General features: G+C 56.8%; 15 protein-coding genes. 12 read left to right on the forward strand and 3 right to left on the reverse strand.

Going from position 1 to position 19528, the window contains the following annotated elements:
* The first annotated feature begins 1 nt into the window (after position 1).
* Genes CA832_RS06055 through ftsZ form a run of 10 tightly spaced genes read left to right on the forward strand, consistent with a single transcriptional unit; the run spans position 2 to position 13727 of the window.
* Complete coding sequence (locus CA832_RS06055; protein ID WP_088340637.1) at positions 2–2008, forward strand: penicillin-binding protein; 2007 nt, start codon at positions 2–4, stop codon at positions 2006–2008.
* Complete coding sequence (locus tag CA832_RS06060; RefSeq protein WP_088340638.1) at positions 2005–3465, forward strand: UDP-N-acetylmuramoyl-L-alanyl-D-glutamate--2,6-diaminopimelate ligase; 1461 nt, start codon at positions 2005–2007, stop codon at positions 3463–3465. Before CA832_RS06055 ends, CA832_RS06060 begins: the two co-directional genes overlap by 4 nt.
* Positions 3466–3483: 18 nt before the next feature.
* A complete protein-coding gene (gene mraY, locus CA832_RS06065; protein WP_088340639.1) occupies positions 3484–4704 on the forward strand; it encodes a phospho-N-acetylmuramoyl-pentapeptide-transferase in 1221 nt (406 codons plus the stop codon).
* Positions 4705–4706: 2 nt separating this feature from the next.
* Positions 4707–6086, forward strand: a complete 1380-nt coding sequence (gene murD, locus CA832_RS06070; protein WP_233131741.1) for a UDP-N-acetylmuramoyl-L-alanine--D-glutamate ligase — start codon at positions 4707–4709, stop codon at positions 6084–6086.
* Position 6087: 1 nt separating this feature from the next.
* Positions 6088–7284 carry an FtsW/RodA/SpoVE family cell cycle protein gene (locus tag CA832_RS06075; RefSeq protein ID WP_088340640.1) on the forward strand — a complete coding sequence of 399 codons (1197 nt, stop codon included), beginning with the start codon at positions 6088–6090 and terminating at the stop codon, positions 7282–7284.
* Entirely contained in the window at positions 7271–8383 is a 1113-nt protein-coding gene (murG, locus tag CA832_RS06080; protein ID WP_088340641.1) for an undecaprenyldiphospho-muramoylpentapeptide beta-N-acetylglucosaminyltransferase, read from the forward strand. Before CA832_RS06075 ends, murG begins: the two co-directional genes overlap by 14 nt.
* Entirely contained in the window at positions 8361–9722 is a 1362-nt protein-coding gene (murC, locus tag CA832_RS06085) for a UDP-N-acetylmuramate--L-alanine ligase (RefSeq protein WP_088340642.1), read from the forward strand. The genes murG and murC overlap by 23 nt, the downstream gene beginning before the upstream one ends.
* Positions 9715–10422 (forward strand): cell division protein FtsQ/DivIB, encoded by a 708-nt coding sequence (locus CA832_RS06090; protein ID WP_317042266.1) that lies wholly within the window; start codon positions 9715–9717, stop codon positions 10420–10422. Before murC ends, CA832_RS06090 begins: the two co-directional genes overlap by 8 nt.
* A 6-nt stretch (positions 10423–10428) precedes the next feature.
* On the forward strand, positions 10429–11757 hold the full coding sequence (gene ftsA, locus CA832_RS06095) for a cell division protein FtsA (protein ID WP_088340643.1): 1329 nt from the start codon (positions 10429–10431) through the stop codon (positions 11755–11757).
* Positions 11758–11810: 53 nt separating this feature from the next.
* A complete protein-coding gene (ftsZ, locus tag CA832_RS06100; protein WP_088340644.1) occupies positions 11811–13727 on the forward strand; it encodes a cell division protein FtsZ in 1917 nt (638 codons plus the stop codon).
* Positions 13728–13772: 45 nt separating this feature from the next.
* Here the strand turns inward: ftsZ and CA832_RS06105 are convergent, their stop codons facing one another.
* A complete protein-coding gene (locus CA832_RS06105; RefSeq protein WP_088340645.1) occupies positions 13773–15692 on the reverse strand; it encodes an efflux RND transporter permease subunit in 1920 nt (639 codons plus the stop codon).
* Between the two features lie 209 nt (positions 15693–15901).
* On the opposite strand from CA832_RS06105, the gene CA832_RS06110 reads away from it, so the two are divergent.
* Together CA832_RS06110 and CA832_RS06115 are read left to right on the forward strand one after the other, a co-directional pair.
* Entirely contained in the window at positions 15902–16351 is a 450-nt protein-coding gene (locus tag CA832_RS06110; RefSeq protein ID WP_088340646.1) for a GatB/YqeY domain-containing protein, read from the forward strand.
* 78 nt (positions 16352–16429) lie between these two features.
* Positions 16430–16858, forward strand: a complete 429-nt coding sequence (locus CA832_RS06115) for a hypothetical protein (protein ID WP_143542340.1) — start codon at positions 16430–16432, stop codon at positions 16856–16858.
* 18 nt (positions 16859–16876) lie between these two features.
* On the opposite strand, the gene CA832_RS06120 is transcribed toward CA832_RS06115, so the two are convergent.
* Both CA832_RS06120 and CA832_RS06125 read right to left on the reverse strand, forming a co-directional pair.
* Positions 16877–19039: a xanthine dehydrogenase family protein molybdopterin-binding subunit gene (locus tag CA832_RS06120; protein WP_088340648.1), complete on the reverse strand. Its 2163-nt coding sequence runs from the start codon at positions 19037–19039 to the stop codon at positions 16877–16879.
* Positions 19039–19524: a (2Fe-2S)-binding protein gene (locus CA832_RS06125; RefSeq protein WP_088340649.1), complete on the reverse strand. Its 486-nt coding sequence runs from the start codon at positions 19522–19524 to the stop codon at positions 19039–19041. The genes CA832_RS06120 and CA832_RS06125 overlap by 1 nt, the downstream gene beginning before the upstream one ends.
* Positions 19525–19528 lie beyond the last annotated feature (4 nt).

The following is a 19528-nucleotide window of genomic DNA, read 5'->3' on the forward strand; positions in this document are numbered from 1 at the left end:
CTTGGCCATCACCCCGAAAAACATATTGATCCGTTTGTACGTCGTGGCCGGCGGGATGTTCCTTTTCGCCCTTGCCGTGGTCTTTAAGCTGGTGAATATCCAGACGGTAGACGGCGACAAGTATCGCGATCTGGCCATGCAGCGGACCGAGAAAATGTTTACCATTGCCCCCAACCGGGGCAACCTCTATTCGGACGATGGCAGCCTGCTGGCCACTTCCGTTACCAAATACACCATCCGCTTCGATGCCGTTACGGTTTCCGAACAGGATTTCCAGGAAGAGGTCGGTCCCCTGGCTTCTGCCCTGGCCAACCTCCTGGGCAAACCCCAGGCACACTATGAGCGGCTGCTTCGCAAGGCGCGCTCGGGTAAGAACCGCTATGCCCTGGTGGCCCGCAACCTGGATTATTCCCAGTACACGGCCGTTAAGCAGTTCCCGCTTTTTAGAAAAGGCCCCTACAAAGGGGGCATGATCGTGGAGCAGCGCACCGTACGGGAACACCCCCTGGGCAAGATTGCCGAACGCAGTGTAGGGTACGAGCGCATTGACGACAATGGCTATGCCACCCGGGTAGGCCTGGAAGGGGCTTTCGGGAATTACCTCCGCGGGATGGAGGGTAAGCGGCTCAAGCAGCGCATTGCCAAGGGGCAATGGAAACCGATCGGCCTGGACAACATCATTGAGCCCAAGGACGGGTATGATGTGGTTTCCACCATAGATATCAACATCCAGGATATTGCCCACCACGCCCTGTTGCAGCAGCTGGAACACTACAAGGCCGAACACGGCACTGTTATTGTCATGGAGGCCGCCACGGGGGAGATCAAGGCCATCAGCAACCTGGGCCGCACCGAGGAAGGCACCTATTACGAAAGGCTCAACTACGCCATTGGGGAGTCCCACGAACCCGGCTCCACCTTTAAGCTGATGTCCCTGGTGGCCGCCCTTGAGGATGGCATTGTAGACACCGCAACGGTGGTAGACACAGAGAAGGGTTACTGGCGTATATACGATCGGGTGGTACGCGATTCGCGCCATGGGGGCTACGGAAAGATCACAGTGGGGGAAGCCTTCGAGGTTTCTTCCAATACCGCATTTGCCAAAATCATCCATAACGGATACAAGGACCGCCCGCAGGATTTTGTGAACCGCCTCATGGAGATGAACCTGCACAGCGACCTGGGCATGCCCATAAAGGGCGAGGGCAAGCCCGTTTTGCGCAGCCCGGGAGACAAGGGTTGGTCGGGGATTTCCCTGGCCTGGATGTCCCACGGGTATGAGGTGTCCCTAACGCCCCTTCAGACCCTGGCCTTCTACAATGCCATAGCCAACGGGGGGGAGCTGTTGCGCCCAAGGCTTATCAAGGAGGTCCGCGAGTGGGACCGCACCGTACAGCGCTTCGACAAACACGTGCTCAACCCGCAGGTGGCCTCTGCCGAAACCATCTCCAAGGTGCAGCAGCTGTTGCGCAATGTAGTGGCCAAGAAACACGGTACGGGCCATAAACTGGAAACACCCTACCTGGCCATCGCCGGAAAAACCGGGACGGCCCAAAAGAATTACGCCCAGCGCGATCCGGAAAAGCTGGCCTACATCTCCACCTTTGCCGGGTATTTCCCCGCAGACAATCCGCAGTATTCCTGTATCGTGGTCATCCATGAGCCGGATAAAAGTGTAGGGTATTACGGGGCCGATGTGTCCGGACCGGTTTTCCGTTCGGTGGCCCAGAAAATCATTGCCAACCAGCCCATTGTGGAGCAGTTGCCCGGGGTGGTGTTGCACACGCCGGACCTGGACCAGTCCTATGAGTCGTATTACCAGGCCCTCCGACAAGAGTATAAAACGCTCCCCGACCTGCGTGGGATGAGTGGGATGGATGCCCTCTCCATTCTGGAGAATATGGGGGTTCAGGTCGAAATACGGGGCAACGGCAAAGTGCGAAAGCAATCGGTCTCCAAAGGAACCGACCTGAAAAAAGTAAAACGAATCGTCCTGGAACTATCATGAAGCCGCTAAAAGACTTGTTGTTCGGGGTCTCCATCAATGCCGTTAGCGGAAGTACCGCCATACGGGTAGGAGGCCTTTGCTTCGACTCCAGGTCAGCAGGCCGGGACGATGCCTTTGTGGCCGTCCGCGGAACCCAGGCAGACGGGCACCGCTTTATAGATAAAGCCCTGGAAGGCGGGGCAAGCGCCGTAATCTGCGAAACCCTGCCCGAAGACCTCAGGGATGGGGTTACCTATGTGGAGGTAACGGATACCCAGGAGGCGCTGGCGGTAATGGCTTCTAATTTTTACGGAAATCCTTCGGCCAACCTCAAGCTGGTCGGGGTTACCGGAACAAACGGGAAAACCACCGTGAGCAGCCTGCTTTTCGATTTGTTCCGCCAGGCGGGGTACAAGGTAGGCTTGCTTTCCACCATCCGCATTGTGGTGGGCGATACCGTTTATCCTACAACCCACACCACCCCGGATGCCCTGACCATCAACAAATACCTGGCCGAGATGAGCCGGGAAGGGGTGGAGTTCTGTTTTATGGAGGTCAGTTCCCACGGGATTGCCCAGGGGCGGATTGCCGGGCTGCATTTTCAGGGGGCGATATTTACCAACCTCTCCCACGACCACCTGGACTACCACAAGACCTTCGCGGAATACCGGGACACCAAGAAACGCCTTTTTGACGGCCTGCCGGCCGCTTCCTTTGCCCTGACCAATGCCGACGACAAGAATGGCCTGTTCATGATCCAGAACACCCGGGCACGAAAAGTTACCTATGCCCTGAAATCCTATGCGGACTACAGGGCCCAAATCCTCGAACAGCAGATAGACGGGCAGTTGCTCAAGATCCAGGAGAGCGAAGTCTGGACCAAGCTGATCGGGGCTTTCAATGCATACAATATTCTGGCAATTTATGCCACAGCCCGCTTACTCGGGCTGGAACAGCTGGAGATCCTGAAACTGCTCAGCGGCCTGCAAACCGTGGATGGCCGGTTTCAGTACTTCGTCTCCAAACAGCGTATAACGGCTATTGTTGATTATGCCCATACGCCGGACGCCTTAAAAAATGTGTTGGTTACTATCAATGCATTGAGGACTGGAAATGAGTCCGTCATCACCGTAGTGGGGTGTGGTGGTGATCGTGACAAGTCTAAGCGTCCGGTAATGGGTCATATCGCATCGGAAATGAGCAATACGGCCATTTTCACCTCGGACAACCCGAGGTCAGAAGACCCGGCTGCGATCATTGCCGAAATGGAAAAAGGGGTAGAGGCCCAGAATACCCGCAAGGTCCTCTCCATCGAGGACCGGGAACAGGCCATCCGTGCAGCTTGCAAATTGGCTGCCGGCGGCGATATCATCCTCATTGCGGGCAAGGGCCATGAGACCTATCAGGAAACCCGGGGTGTCCGCCGGGATTTCGACGATTTCAAGATTGTCCGGGAGATCCTGGAGGAGTTGGCGTAACGATTAGAGCGGAGCGAGATGCTGTATTACCTATTTGAGTACCTGGAACAGGCCTACCAGTTGCCTGGTGCCACCCTTTTCCGGTTTTTGACCTTCCGGGCAGGGATGGCAGTCCTGCTCTCGCTCATCCTGGCCACGGCATATGGCAAGCGGGTGATCCAGTTCCTGCGCCGCCGTCAGATCGGGGAAACCATCCGGGACCTCGGTTTGGAGGGGCAGCAGCAAAAAGCCGGCACCCCAACCATGGGTGGTCTCATAATTATTTTTTCCACCCTTATCCCGACCCTGCTTTTTGCCCGGCTGGACAATATTTACGTCATCCTGCTGATCATCACCATGCTCTGGATGGGGGCCATCGGTTTTATCGACGATTACATCAAGATTTTCAAAAAGAACAAGAAGGGCCTTAAGGGGCGTTTTAAGATAACCGGGCAGGTGATCCTTGGCCTCATGGTGGGGGCGGTGCTTTACTTCCATCCGGAAGTAACCATGAAGGAGAAAAACACCACCATCATTACCCAAGCCTACGAAGTTCAGCAAATCGAGGGGCGGGAGGTAAAGTCCCTGAAAACCAATGTGCCTTTTTTCAAGAATAACCAGCTGGACTACGCCAAATGGGTGTCCTGGCTGGGAGAAGGGGCCGAGAACTACGCCTGGCTGATCTTTATCCCGATCGTCATTTTTATCGTCACCGCGGTTTCCAACGGGGCCAACCTCACAGACGGCATAGACGGCCTGGCTGCGGGCACCTCCGCCATAATCGTCCTCACCCTTGGGATTTTTGCCTGGGTTTCGGGGAACGTGATTTTCTCGGAGTATCTGGATATTTTCTTTATTCCCCGGGCAGGGGAGCTGGTCGTGTTTATTGCGGCCTTTGTAGGGGCGCTGGTGGGCTTCCTCTGGTACAATGCCTTTCCGGCCCAGGTCTTTATGGGAGATACCGGGAGCCTGACCATAGGCGGGGTCATTGCGGTTATTGCCCTGATCGTCCGCAAGGAACTGCTCATTCCGCTGCTATGCGGGATCTTCTTTGCCGAGTCGCTTTCGGTCATGTTACAGGTGAGTTATTTCAAGTATACCCGGCGCAAGCTGGGAGAAGGGAAGCGGATATTCCTGATGGCACCGCTGCACCACCATTACCAGAAGAAGGGATACCACGAAAGTAAGATCGTAACCCGCTTCTGGATTATCGGTATCCTGCTTGCCATCATAACCATCGTGACCCTCAAGGTGCGTTAAGGATGGGAACAGGAAAGGAGTACCCCGGAATGGAACCCCTGTTGAAAGACGGCCTGCTGGTAGTTCTGGGATCCGGGGAAAGCGGGGTAGGGGCAGCCCTCCTCGGGAAACAAAAAGGGTATGAGGTCTTTGTTTCGGACAAAGGCCAGATTGCCGAGAAGTACAAGGAAGTTCTTATACAAGCTGGTATTCCCTGGGAGGAAGGGACCCACACTATTGGGCGGGTCCTGCAGGCAACCCTCTGCGTGAAGAGCCCCGGGATTCCCGATACGGCCCCCCTGGTGGTAGCCCTGACGCAACGCGGTATTCCGGTGATTTCGGAAATCGAGTTTGCCTCCTGGTTCAGCAACGCCACCCTGGTGGCTATAACCGGGAGCAACGGAAAAACAACCACTGCCATGCTTACCCACCACCTGTTGGTGGAGGGCGGGCTCAAAGCCGGGCTGGCGGGGAACATCGGCAACAGCTTTGCGCGGATGGTGGCCGAAGACCCGCATCCGTGCTACGTGCTCGAGGTAAGCAGCTTCCAGCTGGACGGGATCCGCCGGTTCAGGCCGCATATCGGGGTCATAACCAATATCACCCCGGACCACCTGGACCGCTACGGGAACCAGATGGAGTTGTACACACGCTCCAAGCTGCGTCTGGCAGAGAACATGCAGCAGACGGACCACCTGGTTTACGACCGGGATTGTCCGGTGCTCTCGGAGCATATCAGTCCGGAAGGGATGCAGCCGCAAGTGTGGCCGTTTTCCCTGGAGGAACAAGGAACCAAAGGCGCCTGGCTGGACCAGGACATGATTTATATACAAACGGATAACACCGAAATGCAAATGAGTACGGATTCACTGGCCCTCGAAGGCCGGCACAACATTAAAAACACCATGGCGGCGGCCACGGTGGCCCGGCTTCTGGGTATTCGCAAGGAAAGCATCCGGCAGAGCGTCGCCAATTTCCAGGGGGCGCCACACCGTTTGGAAAAGGTGCTGAAAATACACCACGTGCAATACATCAACGACTCCAAGGCTACCAACGTAAATGCCACTTATTACGCCCTGGAAAGTATGACTGCCCCCACCGTCTGGATTGTAGGAGGGGTGGACAAGGGCAATGATTACAGTGCCCTGATGCCTCTGGTACGCGAGAAGGTTAAGGCTATCATCTGCCTTGGGGTAGACAATACCCGCATCCTTGAAGCGTTCGGGCGTGCCGTGGACCTGGTGGTCGAGACTGTGGCCATGTCCGAGGCGGTTAAGGTGGCGTACAAGATAGCCGAGCGGGGCGATACCGTCCTGCTGTCTCCGGCCTGCGCCAGTTTTGACCTTTTTAAGAATTACGAGGACCGGGGCGATCAATTCAAAGAGGCAGTAAAGGCGCTATAAGGTGAAAAGGGTTCTGCAACATCTGGAAGGAGACAAGGCCATCTGGGCCGTGGTGGCCCTGTTGGCGCTCTTTTCCTTTTTGCCCGTTTACAGCGCCAGCAGTAACCTGGTCTACGTAGTGGGCAGCGGAACCACCTTCGGACACCTGCTTAAGCACGGGGTACTCCTGTTGTTGGGCTTCGGCATCATCTACGGGATCCATAAGATCCCGACCCATTTCTTTAAGGGCCTTTCCATTATTGCCATCCCTGTAGTACTGGTCCTGTTGATCTACACCCTGGCCCAGGGGAACACCATTGAAGGGGCCAATGCCAGCAGGTGGATCCGCATCCCCGTGGTGGGCTTCACCTTCCAGACCTCCAACCTGGCTGCCGTGGTCCTGATGATCTACGTGGCCCGGTACCTGAGCCGGATCAAGGACCGGAGCATCCGTTTTACCGAGAGCCTGTGGCCCCTCTGGGCCCCGGTTTTTGCGATTATCGCCCTTATCCTGCCGGCGAATTTCTCAACAGCGGCCATCCTGTTCTGTATGGTACTGATGCTTTGCTTTTTGGGAGGGTACCCGCTCCGCTACCTGGGCGGGATTGTCCTGACCGGCCTCGCATGCCTGGCCCTTTTTGTGCTGTTGGCCAAGGCTATGCCAGGGGTGTTCCCAAACCGGGTGGATACCTGGATGAGTCGTGTGGAAAGCTTCTGGGACGGGCAGGACTCCGAAGGGGACTACCAGATTGAAAAAGCCAAGATTGCCATTGCCAGCGGCGGGCTGGTTGGAAACGGTGCCGGGAAGAGTGTGATGAAACACTTCCTGCCCCAGAGCAGTTCGGATTTTATATACGCCATCATCATTGAGGAGTACGGGCTTCTCGGGGGGCTGAGCCTGATGTTCTTTTACCTGTTGCTCTTGTTTCGAATTGTGGTGGTGGCCAATGCCAATGCCAGTGTTTTTGGCAAACTGGTGGTGATAGGGGTGGGCCTGCCTATCGTATTCCAGGCCCTGATCAATATGGCTGTGGCGGTGGAACTCTTCCCGGTAACCGGGCAGACCCTGCCGCTGATCAGCAGTGGGGGGACGTCCATCTGGATGACCTGCCTGGCCATAGGGGTAATCCTTTCGGCCAGCCGGAAGCAGCCGGAAGTGCCCGATGAGACTAAAATTAATGAGGAACATCCTCTGGAGATATTGAGTGGACAACTATAGGTTTTTACTCTCCGGCGGTGGCACCGGGGGCCATATTTACCCGGCCATTGCCATTGCCGATGAACTGAAGAAAAGGTACCCCGGGGCCCGGTTCTTGTTTGTAGGGGCCCGTGGGCGGATGGAAATGGAAAAAGTTCCCCAGGCGGGGTACGAGATTAAAGGCCTCTGGATAAGCGGCCTGGTGAGGAAACTGACCTGGAAGAACCTGCTGTTTCCGATCAAGTTAATAGTGAGTCTGATGCAAGCGCGGAAAATCATACGGCAATTCAAACCCCACCTGGTGGTGGGCACGGGAGGTTTTGCCAGTGGCCCCACCCTGCGCATGGCCGCCGCCCGCGGAATCCCCTGTGTGCTTCAGGAACAAAACTCCTATGCCGGGATTACCAATAAATGGCTGGCTTCCAGGGCGCGTCGCATATTTGTGGCCTACCCGGAGATGCACCGGTTCTTCCCCAGGGAAGCCATCGTCTTTACGGGCAACCCCGTACGCGGAAAGCTGGCCGGGACCCTGCCGCCCCAAACCGACGCCCTTCGGCATTTTGGCCTGGAACCCGGAATGACCACCTTGCTGGTACTTGGGGGAAGCCTGGGTGCCGGAAGGATCAACCGCCTTATAGACGAGAACCTGCCGCTTTTTGAGGCTCTGGGCCTGCAGGTATTGTGGCAGTGTGGCAAGATGTATTTCGACCAGTATGCCCACCGCGAAAGCCACTCGGTGGCAGTCCGGGCCTATATCCCGGAGATGGAACAGGCCTACGCGGCGGCCGATATGATTATTTCCCGGGCCGGGGCGGGTTCCGTATCGGAACTCTGCCTGGTGGGAAAACCGGTTCTTTTTATCCCATCGCCCAATGTGGCTGAGGACCACCAGACCAAGAATGCCCAGGCCATGGTAGACCAGCAGGCGGCCCTTATGCTTCGGGAACGGGAACTGGAGGAGCGCTTCGAAAGCACCTTCCGCCAATGGGTGGCTTCGCCCGCGGAAATGCTGCGCATGGGCCAGCGGCTTCGCGAGCAGGGAAAGCCGGCAGCCACAGCCCACATCGTCAATGAAATAGAAAAAATACTCGCAACAGATGCAGCTGCAAGCCGTTCATAGGGTTTACTTCCTCGGGATAGGAGGCATCGGCATGTCCGGGTTGGCGCGCTATTTCCTGAGGGAAGGCCGCCAGGTGGCCGGGTACGACCGTACCCCTACCCCCCTGACGCGCGCCCTGGAGGCCGAAGGGGCCCAAATCTGTTACGAGGCGTCCACAGCGCTGATTCCGGAGCCTTTCCAAAAGGCCGGGGGTACCCTGGTGGTTTATACCCCAGCGGTGCCCCAGACACACCCCGGTTTTGCCTTTTTTAACGCCGGTGGGTTTGAGGTGCTCAAACGGGCGCAGGTCCTGGGGATGATCAGCGAAGCTACCCGTTGCCTGGCTGTAGCCGGGACGCATGGCAAGACCACTACGAGCTGTATCCTGGCCCATTTGCTTAAGGAAGCGGGGATGGACGTCCTGGCATTTTTGGGCGGGGTTTCCGAGGATTTCGGCAGCAATTTCCTGATGGAGGGAACCGAATTTTCCGTGGTGGAGGCCGATGAATACGACCGGTCCTTCCTGTGGCTTACCCCGGAGGTGGCCTGCGTGACCTCCATGGATGCAGACCACCTGGATATCTACGGGAGCGGAGCAGCCCTTACCGAAGCCTTTGGCGCTTTTGCCGGGCGGGTAAGGCCTGGCGGTAGGTTAGTGGTGCGCAACGGGTTGCCGTTAAAGGGTATCACCTACGGCATTGGGGACGATTCCCAGTACTGTATCGAAAACCTCCGGACCGAGGACGGTCACTATTGCTTTGACATCCGTACCCCGGACAGAACCTACCGCTCGGTGCGCTTCAGCAAACCGGGCCGGCATAATTTATTGAATGGATTAGCTGCTTTTACCATGGCGGTCCAGGTTGCAGCCCAGCCGGACCGCCTCGTAGAAGCCTTGGCGACCTTCAAGGGCGTCGAGAGGCGATTCTCATATAAGCTCCGAAGCGAGCACCTGATTTTTATAGACGATTACGCCCACCACCCCACCGAGATCGATGCGGTGTACGAGGCCATCCGGGAAATGCACCCGGGCCGGGAAATCCTGGCGGTTTTCCAGCCCCACCTGTTTTCCCGCACCCGCGATTTCGGGCCCGAGTTTGCACGGAGTCTCTCCCGATTTGACCGGGTCTGGCTGCTGGACATTTATCCGGCTCGGGAAGAGCCCCTGGAAGGGATCACCTCGGAGTGGTTGCTAGGGCAAATTGAAAACCCGCGGAAAAGGCGGGTGGAAAAAGGGCAATTAATAGATGAAATCCGGGCCGCGGCACCTGAGATCCTCCTCACCATAGGGGCCGGCGACATCGGGTTGGAAGTAGAAGCGATCAAAGATGCATTAAGCCATGCGAATGAATATGAATAAGTGGAAGCTGATAGGGTTATGTATTTGTATAACAGGGTTATACGCCTTTACTGATATCCGCAGCAACAAAAGGCAGGTACAGGGGATCCGGGTGCAGTTTACCGGGCCGGATGCCCTCTATATGACGGAGTCTGCGGTTAATAAATTGTTAATACAAAATTATGGGAGCCTCCAGAACGTCCCTCAAGAAGCGATAGTTTTGAATACTATAGAATCGGTTCTGAGGAGCCATGATATGGTGAAAAGTGCCCAAGTCTATCTCACTGTCAACGGTGAACTTAACGCGAAAATAACCCAGAGGCATCCCATTGGCCGCGTGGCCGCCGACCGGCAATTCTACCTGGACGACCAGGGTACGAAAATGCCATTGTCTGCGAACCATTCAGCGCGGGTCCCAATTATTACGGGCAAGATTACGGGCAAAAGTCTGGAAGACGCCTATGTAATCTTAAAATTCATCAACGAGGATCCCTTTCTGAGTAAAAATGTGATCGGGATCCACATTGAGGAAGAAGGCGATTATCGCCTGAAATTTCGCATGGACCCCTTCGAGGTACACCTGGGCGGGGTTGCAGACCTGAAACAGAAGTTTGACAATTTCAAGGCCTTTTACGCCAAGGCCGCACAAGACAAGACACTGGCACAATACCAGATGGTAAGCCTGGAGTTTGAGAACCAGGTAGTGTGTACTAAAATTTGAGAAGCCATGGAAGAAGCGAAGTATTCGGTAGGACTTGACATCGGAACCACCAAAATCGTGGCCATAATCGGTAAGAAAAACGAATATGGCAAGATTGAGGTAGTCGGTACAGGCCGATCCAAGAGCCTGGGGGTACACAGGGGGGTGGTAAACAACATCACCCAGACCATCCAGTCCATTCAACAGGCCGTGGAACAGGCCGAAGCCAATTCGGGCCTAAAAATCGATTCGGTAACCGTTGGGATCGCCGGGCAGCACATCCGCTCCCTGCAACACAGCGACTACATTACCCGCCCGGATTCCGAAGAGGTGATCTGCGAGGAGGACCTGGAAAAGCTCTGCGACCAGGTGTATAAACTGGTCATGCTTCCCGGGGAGGAGATCATCCATGTCCTGCCACAGGAATACAAGGTAGACGGCCAGGCCGAGGTCAAGCAGCCCATCGGGATGTACGGGGGGCGGCTCGAGGCGAATTTCCACGTAGTAGTCGGGCAGATTTCTTCCATAAAAAATATTGGTCGCTGCATAAAGAGTGCCGGCCTGGACCTGGACAGTATTACCCTGGAACCCCTGGCTTCAGCAGATGCCGTCCTGAGCCAGGAGGAGAAGGAGGCGGGAGTGGCCCTGATCGATATAGGGGGGGGTACCACAGACCTCGCCATCTTCAAGGATGGGATTATCCGGCATACAGCTGTAATCCCTTTCGGGGGCAATGTGATAACCGAAGACATCAAAGAGGGGTGCTCTATTATTGAAAAGCAGGCCGAGTTGCTCAAGATCAAGTTCGGGTCGGCCTGGCCCGGGGAGAACAAGGATAACGAAATCGTATCTATCCCGGGGCTCAGGGGCCGTGAGCCCAAGGAGATCTCCCTGAAAAACCTCTCAAAGATCATCAATGCCCGGGTGGTGGAGATCATCGAGCAGGTATACCTGGAGATCAAGAATTACGGGCACGAAGACCAGAAAAAGAAACTCATCGCCGGGATTGTACTCACCGGCGGGGGCAGCCAGCTCAAACACCTGAAGCAGTTGGTGGAGTATATCACCGGTATGGATACGCGGATTGGCTACCCCAACGAACACCTGGCCGGGGATTCGGAGGCGGAAATCGCCAGCCCGCTGTACGCCACGGCAGTGGGGCTGCTGATGAATGCCGTGAAGCAGAAGGACCGGCATAAAAAGCGCCCGGAAGCCGGGGAGGACCAGCCCATGATGGGCGAGCCTGTTCTGGAAGGTGTTCCGGAGGCGGTTGCCGGGGGAATGAAGAAGGAACGTCGGTCCGTACTCGATAAATGGGCAGACAAGCTCAAGGAATTCCTGGACAACGCCGAATAGGCTTTACAATAAGAGAACCCACAATCTATAATTACAAAAAACGAACAGAAGACATGGAAATGGAGAACATCACCTTCGACCTGCCTAAGAACCAAAGCAACGTCATCAAGGTCATCGGCGTAGGCGGCGGCGGTAGCAACGCGATCAACCACATGTTCCAGGCGGGCATTAACGGGGTGGACTTCGTGATTTGCAATACGGACGCCCAGGCCCTCCAGAACAGTGCCGTTCCCAATAAGATCCAGCTCGGGGTAAGCCTTACCGAAGGCTTGGGAGCCGGGGCCAACCCTGAGGTTGGCGAACAGGCTGCCCTGGAGAGCATGGAAGAGATCAAGGGGATGCTCTCGGCCAACACTAAAATGGTATTTATTACCGCAGGTATGGGAGGCGGTACCGGTACAGGTGCGGCCCCTATTATCGCCAAGCAGGCCAAGGAGATGGACATCCTCACTGTGGGTATCGTGACCATCCCATTTCAGTTCGAGGGTAAGATGCGGTGCCAGCAGGCCCAGCGCGGCATCGAAAAACTGCGCGGCAATGTGGATTCCCTTATCGTGATTAACAACAACAAACTCAGGGAGGTCTATGGCAACCTAGGTTTCAAGGCCGGGTTCTCCAAGGCCGATGAAGTGCTTTCCACCGCTGCCCGCGGGATTGCCGAGGTGATTACCCACCACTATACCCAGAACATCGACCTTCGCGATGCCAAGACCGTCCTTTCCAACAGCGGCACCGCCATTATGGGGTCGGCTGCAGCCACGGGGTCTGCCCGGGCGCACGAGGCCATCATGAAGGCGCTGGATTCGCCCCTGCTGAACGACAACAAGATTACAGGAGCCAAAAATGTACTGTTGCTTATCGTTTCCGGTTCCCAGGAAATCACCATCGACGAGATCGGGGAGATCAACGACCACATCCAGGCCGAAGCCGGCCACGGGGCCAATATCATCATGGGGGTTGGGGAAGACCCGGACCTCGGGGAGGCTATTGCCGTGACGGTCATCGCCACCGGGTTTAACATGGACCAGCAGGACGATATCGTCAATACCGAATCCAAGAAGATCATCCATACCCTCGAAGATGAACAAAAGGCCCAGCAGGACCTCTCCGAACCGGAAGTAGTACATCATGTCCTGGACATGAGCGAGGCAGAACTGGACGAGATTGAAGTGGTGGAAGCAGATATCCTGGGTGCAGAACCCGAACTGGTACCCACCACCGACTATATCCGGAACTTTAATGTTTTCTATGAGGAGGTAGTGGCCAGTCCGGCGCCTTCCGAAGATTTTGTCATTGTAGACACCCAGGACCTGATCCGGGATATGGAGGTCATAGACCCCATTGTGGTGAAGGCCGATACAGAGGAGCGGGACCAGATGAGCCTGCTCTTCGATATGCCCATGGAGAACAAGCAAAACCCGGAAGAAGAGGAGGAAAAGCAGCACATCATTACCTTCGACCTGAATGACGATATCCGGGATATGGATGTGAAGGAACACGTGGAGATTACCCCTGTTCTGGAATACCGCAATGAGGGGGAAACCCGGTACTCCCTGGATGAGTACATGGAACTGGAGCGCCACCTGACCGGGGCTACCTCCAAGGCCGAGCACTACGAGCCCAAGCTGGTGGAGGACGAACTGGTTTTTGAAAAGAAAACAGTGGAGGCGCCCAAGCCCCAGGAAACCCCGGCTGATGCCGACCCCACAGACCGACCCATTAGCGAAATCCTGAAGGAGCGGGCCGATGAGCGCCGCCGGAAGCTAAAGGACTTCAATTACAAGTTCCAGCACAACCGTTCCCATATTGACGAGATAGAAAAAGAGCCCGCTTACAAACGGAAAGGCGTGGACCTGAACCCACCCAAGGAAGGGGAGGGCAGGGTTTCCCGGACCACCCTGAGCGAGGACTCCAACGAGGAGATGCGCCTGAGGACGAACAACTCCTTTTTGCACGATAACGTGGACTGATATTACCAATATTCGTTTCCGACCCCCGGGGCTTTGCTTCGGGGGTTATTTTTTGGCGGGATCTCTGGAGGTTCCCTGGGACGGATATACTTTCCTAAGGAGTTCCGGGAGTAGGAAGAGGTCGCAGGCTAGGGCCAGAAGGATGGCGGAGGTACTCAGCAACCCGAAATAGTGGATAGGGGGTGCCCCTGAAGCCATCAGAACGGAGAACCCCATGGTAATAATGACCGTGGTAAGCACGATGCCAGGGCCGGCATACCGGAGGGCGGCATCCACATCTCGGTGCTTGCGGTAGGCGTGCATGAAGTGGATGGTATCGTCCACCACAATCCCAAGCAGGAGGCAGCCCAGGGGGATCGTTATCATGTCCAGGCGGATGCCCAGCCAGCCCATGGCCCCCAGCATGGCCCCTATGGGGACCACATTCACAACCAGGGTGGGAAGGATCAGTTTCCAATTTCGCAGATAGAGAATCATCATCAGGAAAATAATGCTGAAACCCAGTAGCATCCCGTTGTGGAAGGCCTTCAGCAAATCGTCCGACATTCCGGAATACACGGGCATAAACCCTTTGATCTGAGGCCGGTTTGTCTCAAAGAAGTCATGTCCGAGCGTTTCTATCCGGCCTGCGAGGGCTTTCCCTTCTTCGGTGGATAAGAGGGGAATGAAAAAGGTAATCCGGTACTGGTCCGGTTCCTTCCGGGAACGAAGCCCCAGGCCAAACAGGTCTGCCATGGGCGGGATGCGGTGGAAGGAGGCCATGGCGCCAACTTCGGGAAGTTCAAAAACGGCCCGCGCCCAGGCGCTGAGTTCTTTCCTCGGGACGGATTCGCTTACGGTGTATTCCAGGGGGAAATAGGGGCCTACGGTTTCCAGGGTTTTCAAATGGTCCTGGTAGGCCTTCTCGGACCGGTCCAGAAGGGAGAGGCTGTGGATTTCGGACCGGAGCATCCCTACTCCGGGGGCAGTTATGGCAAAGAGGGCGAGGACCGCCATGGCCATATACTTCCGCAGGGGCCTTTTGATTTTCCCGAAGCTGCGGGTAAACCGGTTGCCTGGGTAGGGATAGACCCTGGGGAAGAACACCCACAGGGAGGCTAGGACCACCCCAACCATCCCGGAAATGCCCAGCAGGGCAAAGTCCTGCAACAAGGGAATACGGCTCACCAGGAAAGCCGAAAACCCAAGGATGGTCGTGCCCGCCACCCAGAGGCTGGGCGCGAGGATTTCACGGTAGTTGCCCCCATGGGCCAGCACATGCATAGCTGTGGAGGTACTGTAAAAGAGGATCAGGACCGGGATTACCGTATGGGCCATGCTGATGGGCACCTCCAGGAGGACCGAAGCGTAAACCAGCGTGGCAATGGCGGCCAGGGCAACCGAGAATACCTGGAGGATGGCAAGGGCGTCCCGGACCAGGTACACCAGGCCGGCCAGCAGGAGGATAAACCCGATAACCAGGAATTGGGAGGCATCCCGTTGCGTCTGTTCGTTGATGGCCCGCCCGACCACCCCTGTCCCCGCCAGGTAATAGTCCCTGCCGGTTTGGGCCATGATGGAATCGATCCCTTCCAGGAGTTCCATGCGGTTGGGGTTCAGGTGGGATTCCGGCCGGAACCGGATCAGGGCCGTGCGGTAACCTGCCGTTGGTTTGACCTTGTGTTGGACATAAGGCGGGGGCCAGGGGCTTATGTCCAGGACGTGTTCGAAGTCTTTAACGACCTTCAGCTCTTCTTCGAAGGCTTGGGTTCCTGCCTCTGAGGTGTCTACCTCCCTGCTGAGCAACAACAGGGCATCGGACCCAAAGCTGTCCAGGAAGTCCGCATATTGGGAAAGGGCTTCGGAATCCCGCGCCAACCACCGCTCCAGGGAATTGTTTAGCTGGAGGCCGGGGAGCAGCCAAAGGGCTCCTGCTATATACAGGAATAGGGGGAATAATCGAAAGGCAAGCCTACCAGGTTTCATGCACACGTATCGGTAGGGATTCCGGACAGGTTGCCCGTTTGGATCTTCTCGGTCATAGCGGTACAAAAATAGCCATTGCGGGGGAGTTTGCCCAATGGGCCTTTACCACTTAATGCCTCCATGGTGTTTATGGGATACCCTCTCTTCTTCGGTTTGGGCCAGCCCACGCGAGTTCCGTATCTTTGAATGGCAATTTAAAGTCTGAAACTATGAGCCTGGAATCGAGAGTTATGGAGGAAATGAAGGCCGCCATGAAGGCCAAGGATACGGTAACCCTGGAATCGCTTAGGGCCATTAAGTCTGCGCTCCTGCTGGCCAAGACCGAAAAAGGCGGGGGCAGTGGCCTGGCCGAGGCCGAGGAAATGGCCTTGGTGCAGAAACTGGTCAAACAGCGGCGGGACAGCGCCGCAATCTACAAGGAACAGGGCCGGGAGGACCTGGCCGGGCCCGAACTCGCACAGGTGGCCGTCCTGGAGCGTTTCCTGCCGGAACCCCTCACCGAGGCCGAAATTGAGAAAGTTGTGGTGCAAACCATCGAAGCCCTGGGGGCCGATGGCATGAAGGATATGGGGAAGGTAATGGGCGCCGTGACCAAGGAGCTCGCCGGGGCTGCCGATGGGAAGACCATTTCGGCTATCGTGCGGAAAAACCTCCTTTGAGTATTCTGCCCCTGTGGTTTCGGGGCTATTAAGGGTTGTATTTATCTTCTAGTATCGACAGGAAACTTTTCCAGGAACATGAAGCTCTTTAAAGGTTGCTTTTCAGGCCAATCGCTACGCTCGCGGTCGTCTTTCATTGCGGTAGGCCTCGCGGTTTGCCTCCTTTTGCAGTCCTGCAGCATCTACCGGAAAACCTCCATTTCCCTGGAGGAGGCAGCAACATCGGGTACGCCCGTCAAGATTCAGCGCCAGGATGGCCGGCCCCTGCGGTTCAAGGCAGTAGAGCAGCGCGGGGACAGGTACTTCGGCATCCCCAATTCGCCAAGGAAAAGCCAGATTCCCATCGATACTGCGGGGATAAGCGGCGTATACCCGAAGAACATCAAAGCCTCCCGCCGGGTAACTACGGCCGTTGGGGTTTTGGCTGCCGGGGGAATCGCATTTGGGTTTATGGTTGCCATGTTCTCCTATCTTGGCGAGACGGTTGTCGATGAAGGGGAACAGTAAGCGGGCAGAAGGACAATACTATCCCACCCGGATGGGCATACGATCGGGCCGCTGACCCGTTGCCCGCGTCACGGCATTGGCAATGGCGGCCCCTACAGGCCCCAATGGCGGTTCGCCAACAGGCCCTGGGGTATCCTTCCCTTGCAGCAGGACCACCTCGATTTCCCGGGGGGCATCCTTCATCAGCCCCATCCGGTATGGCCCGTACATGGAAGGGGTCAGTTGGCCGTCTACTACCTTCATTTCCTCAAAAAGGGCCGCGCTGAGCCCCATGTGGATGGCGCCTTCGCATTGGGCCTTTACCTGGTCCGGGTTTACGGCCAGGCCGGGGTCCAGCACACAAGTTACCTTGTGCAGCCGGATCTCCCCGTCCGTAACGGAAAGCTCCACGACCTGGGCGCATGGGGTGCCCACATCTACCGAGGCAGCGAGGCCCATGGCACGCCCATCCCGGACTTCTTCTGTATACCGGGAAGTCTCCACCGCTTTTCGGATCACGGCTTTCAGTCGCCTCCCTGCCGGGTCATCCGGTATATGCCGCAGTCGGAACCCTGCAGCATCCTGCCCGGCGAGGGATGCCATGTGGTCCATAAAACTTTCGATGGCAAAGGTGTTGGCCAACAGGCCCAGGCTCCGCCACCAACTGGTGGCAAACGGCAGGTCCACATGCCAGTAAACCGAGCGGTGGTTGGGAACGGCCCCGTACTGGAGGAACCCGCCCCGGACAGCACCTATATCTGCCCCGACCAGGGTGGGGACCCCCGGGGGCATCAGGGCGGAATCGTTACCTACATCCCCGCTCACAAAATGGTGTTCGAGTCCTTCGAGGCTGCCGTCCGCGGCCAGTTTGCCCCGCAGGATGTGGTGGGTGGGCGGGCGGAACATGTCGTGCTGGAATTCCTCCTCCCGGCTGAAGATGTATTTTACGGGTTTACCCACTGCCCGGGACATCAGGGCAGCCTGAACGGCGTGGGGCGTATGGAGCCTGCGGCCAAAACCGCCCCCCAGGTAGGTGGGAACCACATTGACCTTTTCCTCCTCAAAGCCCAGGCTTTTGGCCACCTCTTTGCGGGTGAGGGCTACCACCTGGGTGGAAAGGATAACCGTGGCCCGGTCTGCCTCAACATGGGCGAGTGCCCCGTTGGGTTCCAGCTGTGCATGGGCCCCGATGGGACTCCTGAACTCCAGTTCCACGACGTGATCCCCGTCCAGGCCGCGTCCCTCCTTCTGGATGATGGTGGACTTGCCATGGCCAACGGTCATCAGGGCTTCGATATCGGCTTGCTGCAGGTCCGAAGGGGCATCCCAGGTGACCTCAATGGCATTCTTGGCCCGCTCGGCCTGCGGGTAGGTGCGGGCTACAACCCCTACAAACCCGGCTTCTTCCACAATTTGAACCACCCCGGGCATGGAAACGGCCCGGGAGGTATCCGCGCTTACAAACCGGGCGCCAATCCGGGTAGGTCGCACCACCGCCCCATAGAGCATGTCCGGCAGTTCGGCATCCAGTCCGAAGATGGGATGGCCGAAAACCTTGGGCTCCAGATCTACGCGGGGCTCGGGCTTTCCGATATACCGGAAGGATTCCCTGGGTTTCAGTTTCGGGACTTCAGGGATGTCCCAGCTGGTTACTCCCTGTGCAGCCTGAGCATAACTCAGGCGTTTCTCTCCATACCGGAATATGCCTTCGGCAACGGTAAGTGCCGCCGGGGAGGCATTCAGTTTTCCTGCGGCGGCCTCCCGTAGCATTTCCCTGAAGGTGGCGGCCAGGGACCGCAAGGGTTCCCAAAGCCCGGAGATAGAGGTACTGCCCCCGGTACTCATGCCGTCTATGTTCCCGGTTATGGTGGGGGCGTGGATTACCTGCAGGCGGGCTAAAGGGAATTCCAGTTCTTCGGCAGCCAGTTGTGCCAGGCCCGTAAAGGTGCCCTGCCCCATTTCCACCTTTGGGGAATACAGGACAATATGGTTGTCCGAAGTTAGTTCGAACCAGATCATAGGGTTGTCGATTTCCCCTATATAGCTCATTTCCATTGTGTTGGCCATGGCCAGGATGGACCGGCGGATGGGGTTGCGCGCCAGGTAGGTCCCCAGGGCGAGGACCCCGGCCGTACCCAGACCGCCGCGGATGAGGAATTTCCGGCGGGATATCTTTTGGGTGTTGGTCTTGCGCCTGGCCATTACCGGGGATTTTCGGTTGAAGGGACGGCGAGCAATGCTGCGGCACGGTGGATGGCTTTTCGGATGCGCCCATGTGTGCCGCAGCGGCAGACATTGACGATATGCTGGTCGATATCGGTATCGGTGGGCTGCGGGATTTTCTCCAGCAGGGCTGCTGCTGCCATTATAAAGCCGGGCTGGCAATACCCGCATTGGGGTACGATTTCCTCCATCCAGGCCTGCTGTACCGGGTGGGGGGCATCCGGGGAGCCGAGCCCTTCGATGGTAGTGATTGTTTTCCCCACAACATTGGCCGCCGGATAACTGCAACACCTAACGGCCTCACCATCTATCAGGACGGTACAGGCCCCGCATGCTGCGCGGCCGCAACCAAATTTAGTGCCCATAAGCCCCAGGGCGTCCCTGAGGACCCACAGCAGGGGGGTGGCCGGGTCTTCCAGTTCCAGTTGCAAAGGGGCGCCGTTAAGGGTGCATTCCAGGGTCATGTGC

The sequence above is a fragment of the Robiginitalea sediminis genome (assembly GCF_002198115.1).
In the GTDB taxonomy this organism is placed as follows: Bacteria; Bacteroidota; Bacteroidia; order Flavobacteriales; family Flavobacteriaceae; genus Robiginitalea; species Robiginitalea sediminis.

Bases quoted from the DNA above. Each gene is read 5' to 3' on its own strand.
- CA832_RS06090 (WP_317042266.1), top strand. From the start codon at position 9,715: ATGAATAAGTGGAAGCTGATAGGGTTATGTATTTGTATAACAGGGTTA.
- mraY (WP_088340639.1), top strand. From the start codon at position 3,484: ATGCTGTATTACCTATTTGAGTACCTGGAACAGGCCTACCAGTTGCCT.
- murC (WP_088340642.1), top strand. From the start codon at position 8,361: ATGCAGCTGCAAGCCGTTCATAGGGTTTACTTCCTCGGGATAGGAGGC.
- CA832_RS06125 (WP_088340649.1), bottom strand. From the start codon at position 19,524: ATGACCCTGGAATGCACCCTTAACGGCGCCCCTTTGCAACTGGAACTG.
- CA832_RS06110 (WP_088340646.1), top strand. From the start codon at position 15,902: ATGAGCCTGGAATCGAGAGTTATGGAGGAAATGAAGGCCGCCATGAAG.
- murD (WP_233131741.1), top strand. From the start codon at position 4,707: ATGGGAACAGGAAAGGAGTACCCCGGAATGGAACCCCTGTTGAAAGAC.
- ftsZ (WP_088340644.1), top strand. From the start codon at position 11,811: ATGGAAATGGAGAACATCACCTTCGACCTGCCTAAGAACCAAAGCAAC.
- CA832_RS06060 (WP_088340638.1), top strand. From the start codon at position 2,005: ATGAAGCCGCTAAAAGACTTGTTGTTCGGGGTCTCCATCAATGCCGTT.
- CA832_RS06120 (WP_088340648.1), bottom strand. From the start codon at position 19,039: ATGGCCAGGCGCAAGACCAACACCCAAAAGATATCCCGCCGGAAATTC.
- CA832_RS06105 (WP_088340645.1), bottom strand. From the start codon at position 15,692: ATGAAACCTGGTAGGCTTGCCTTTCGATTATTCCCCCTATTCCTGTAT.
- CA832_RS06115 (WP_143542340.1), top strand. From the start codon at position 16,430: ATGAAGCTCTTTAAAGGTTGCTTTTCAGGCCAATCGCTACGCTCGCGG.
- ftsA (WP_088340643.1), top strand. From the start codon at position 10,429: ATGGAAGAAGCGAAGTATTCGGTAGGACTTGACATCGGAACCACCAAA.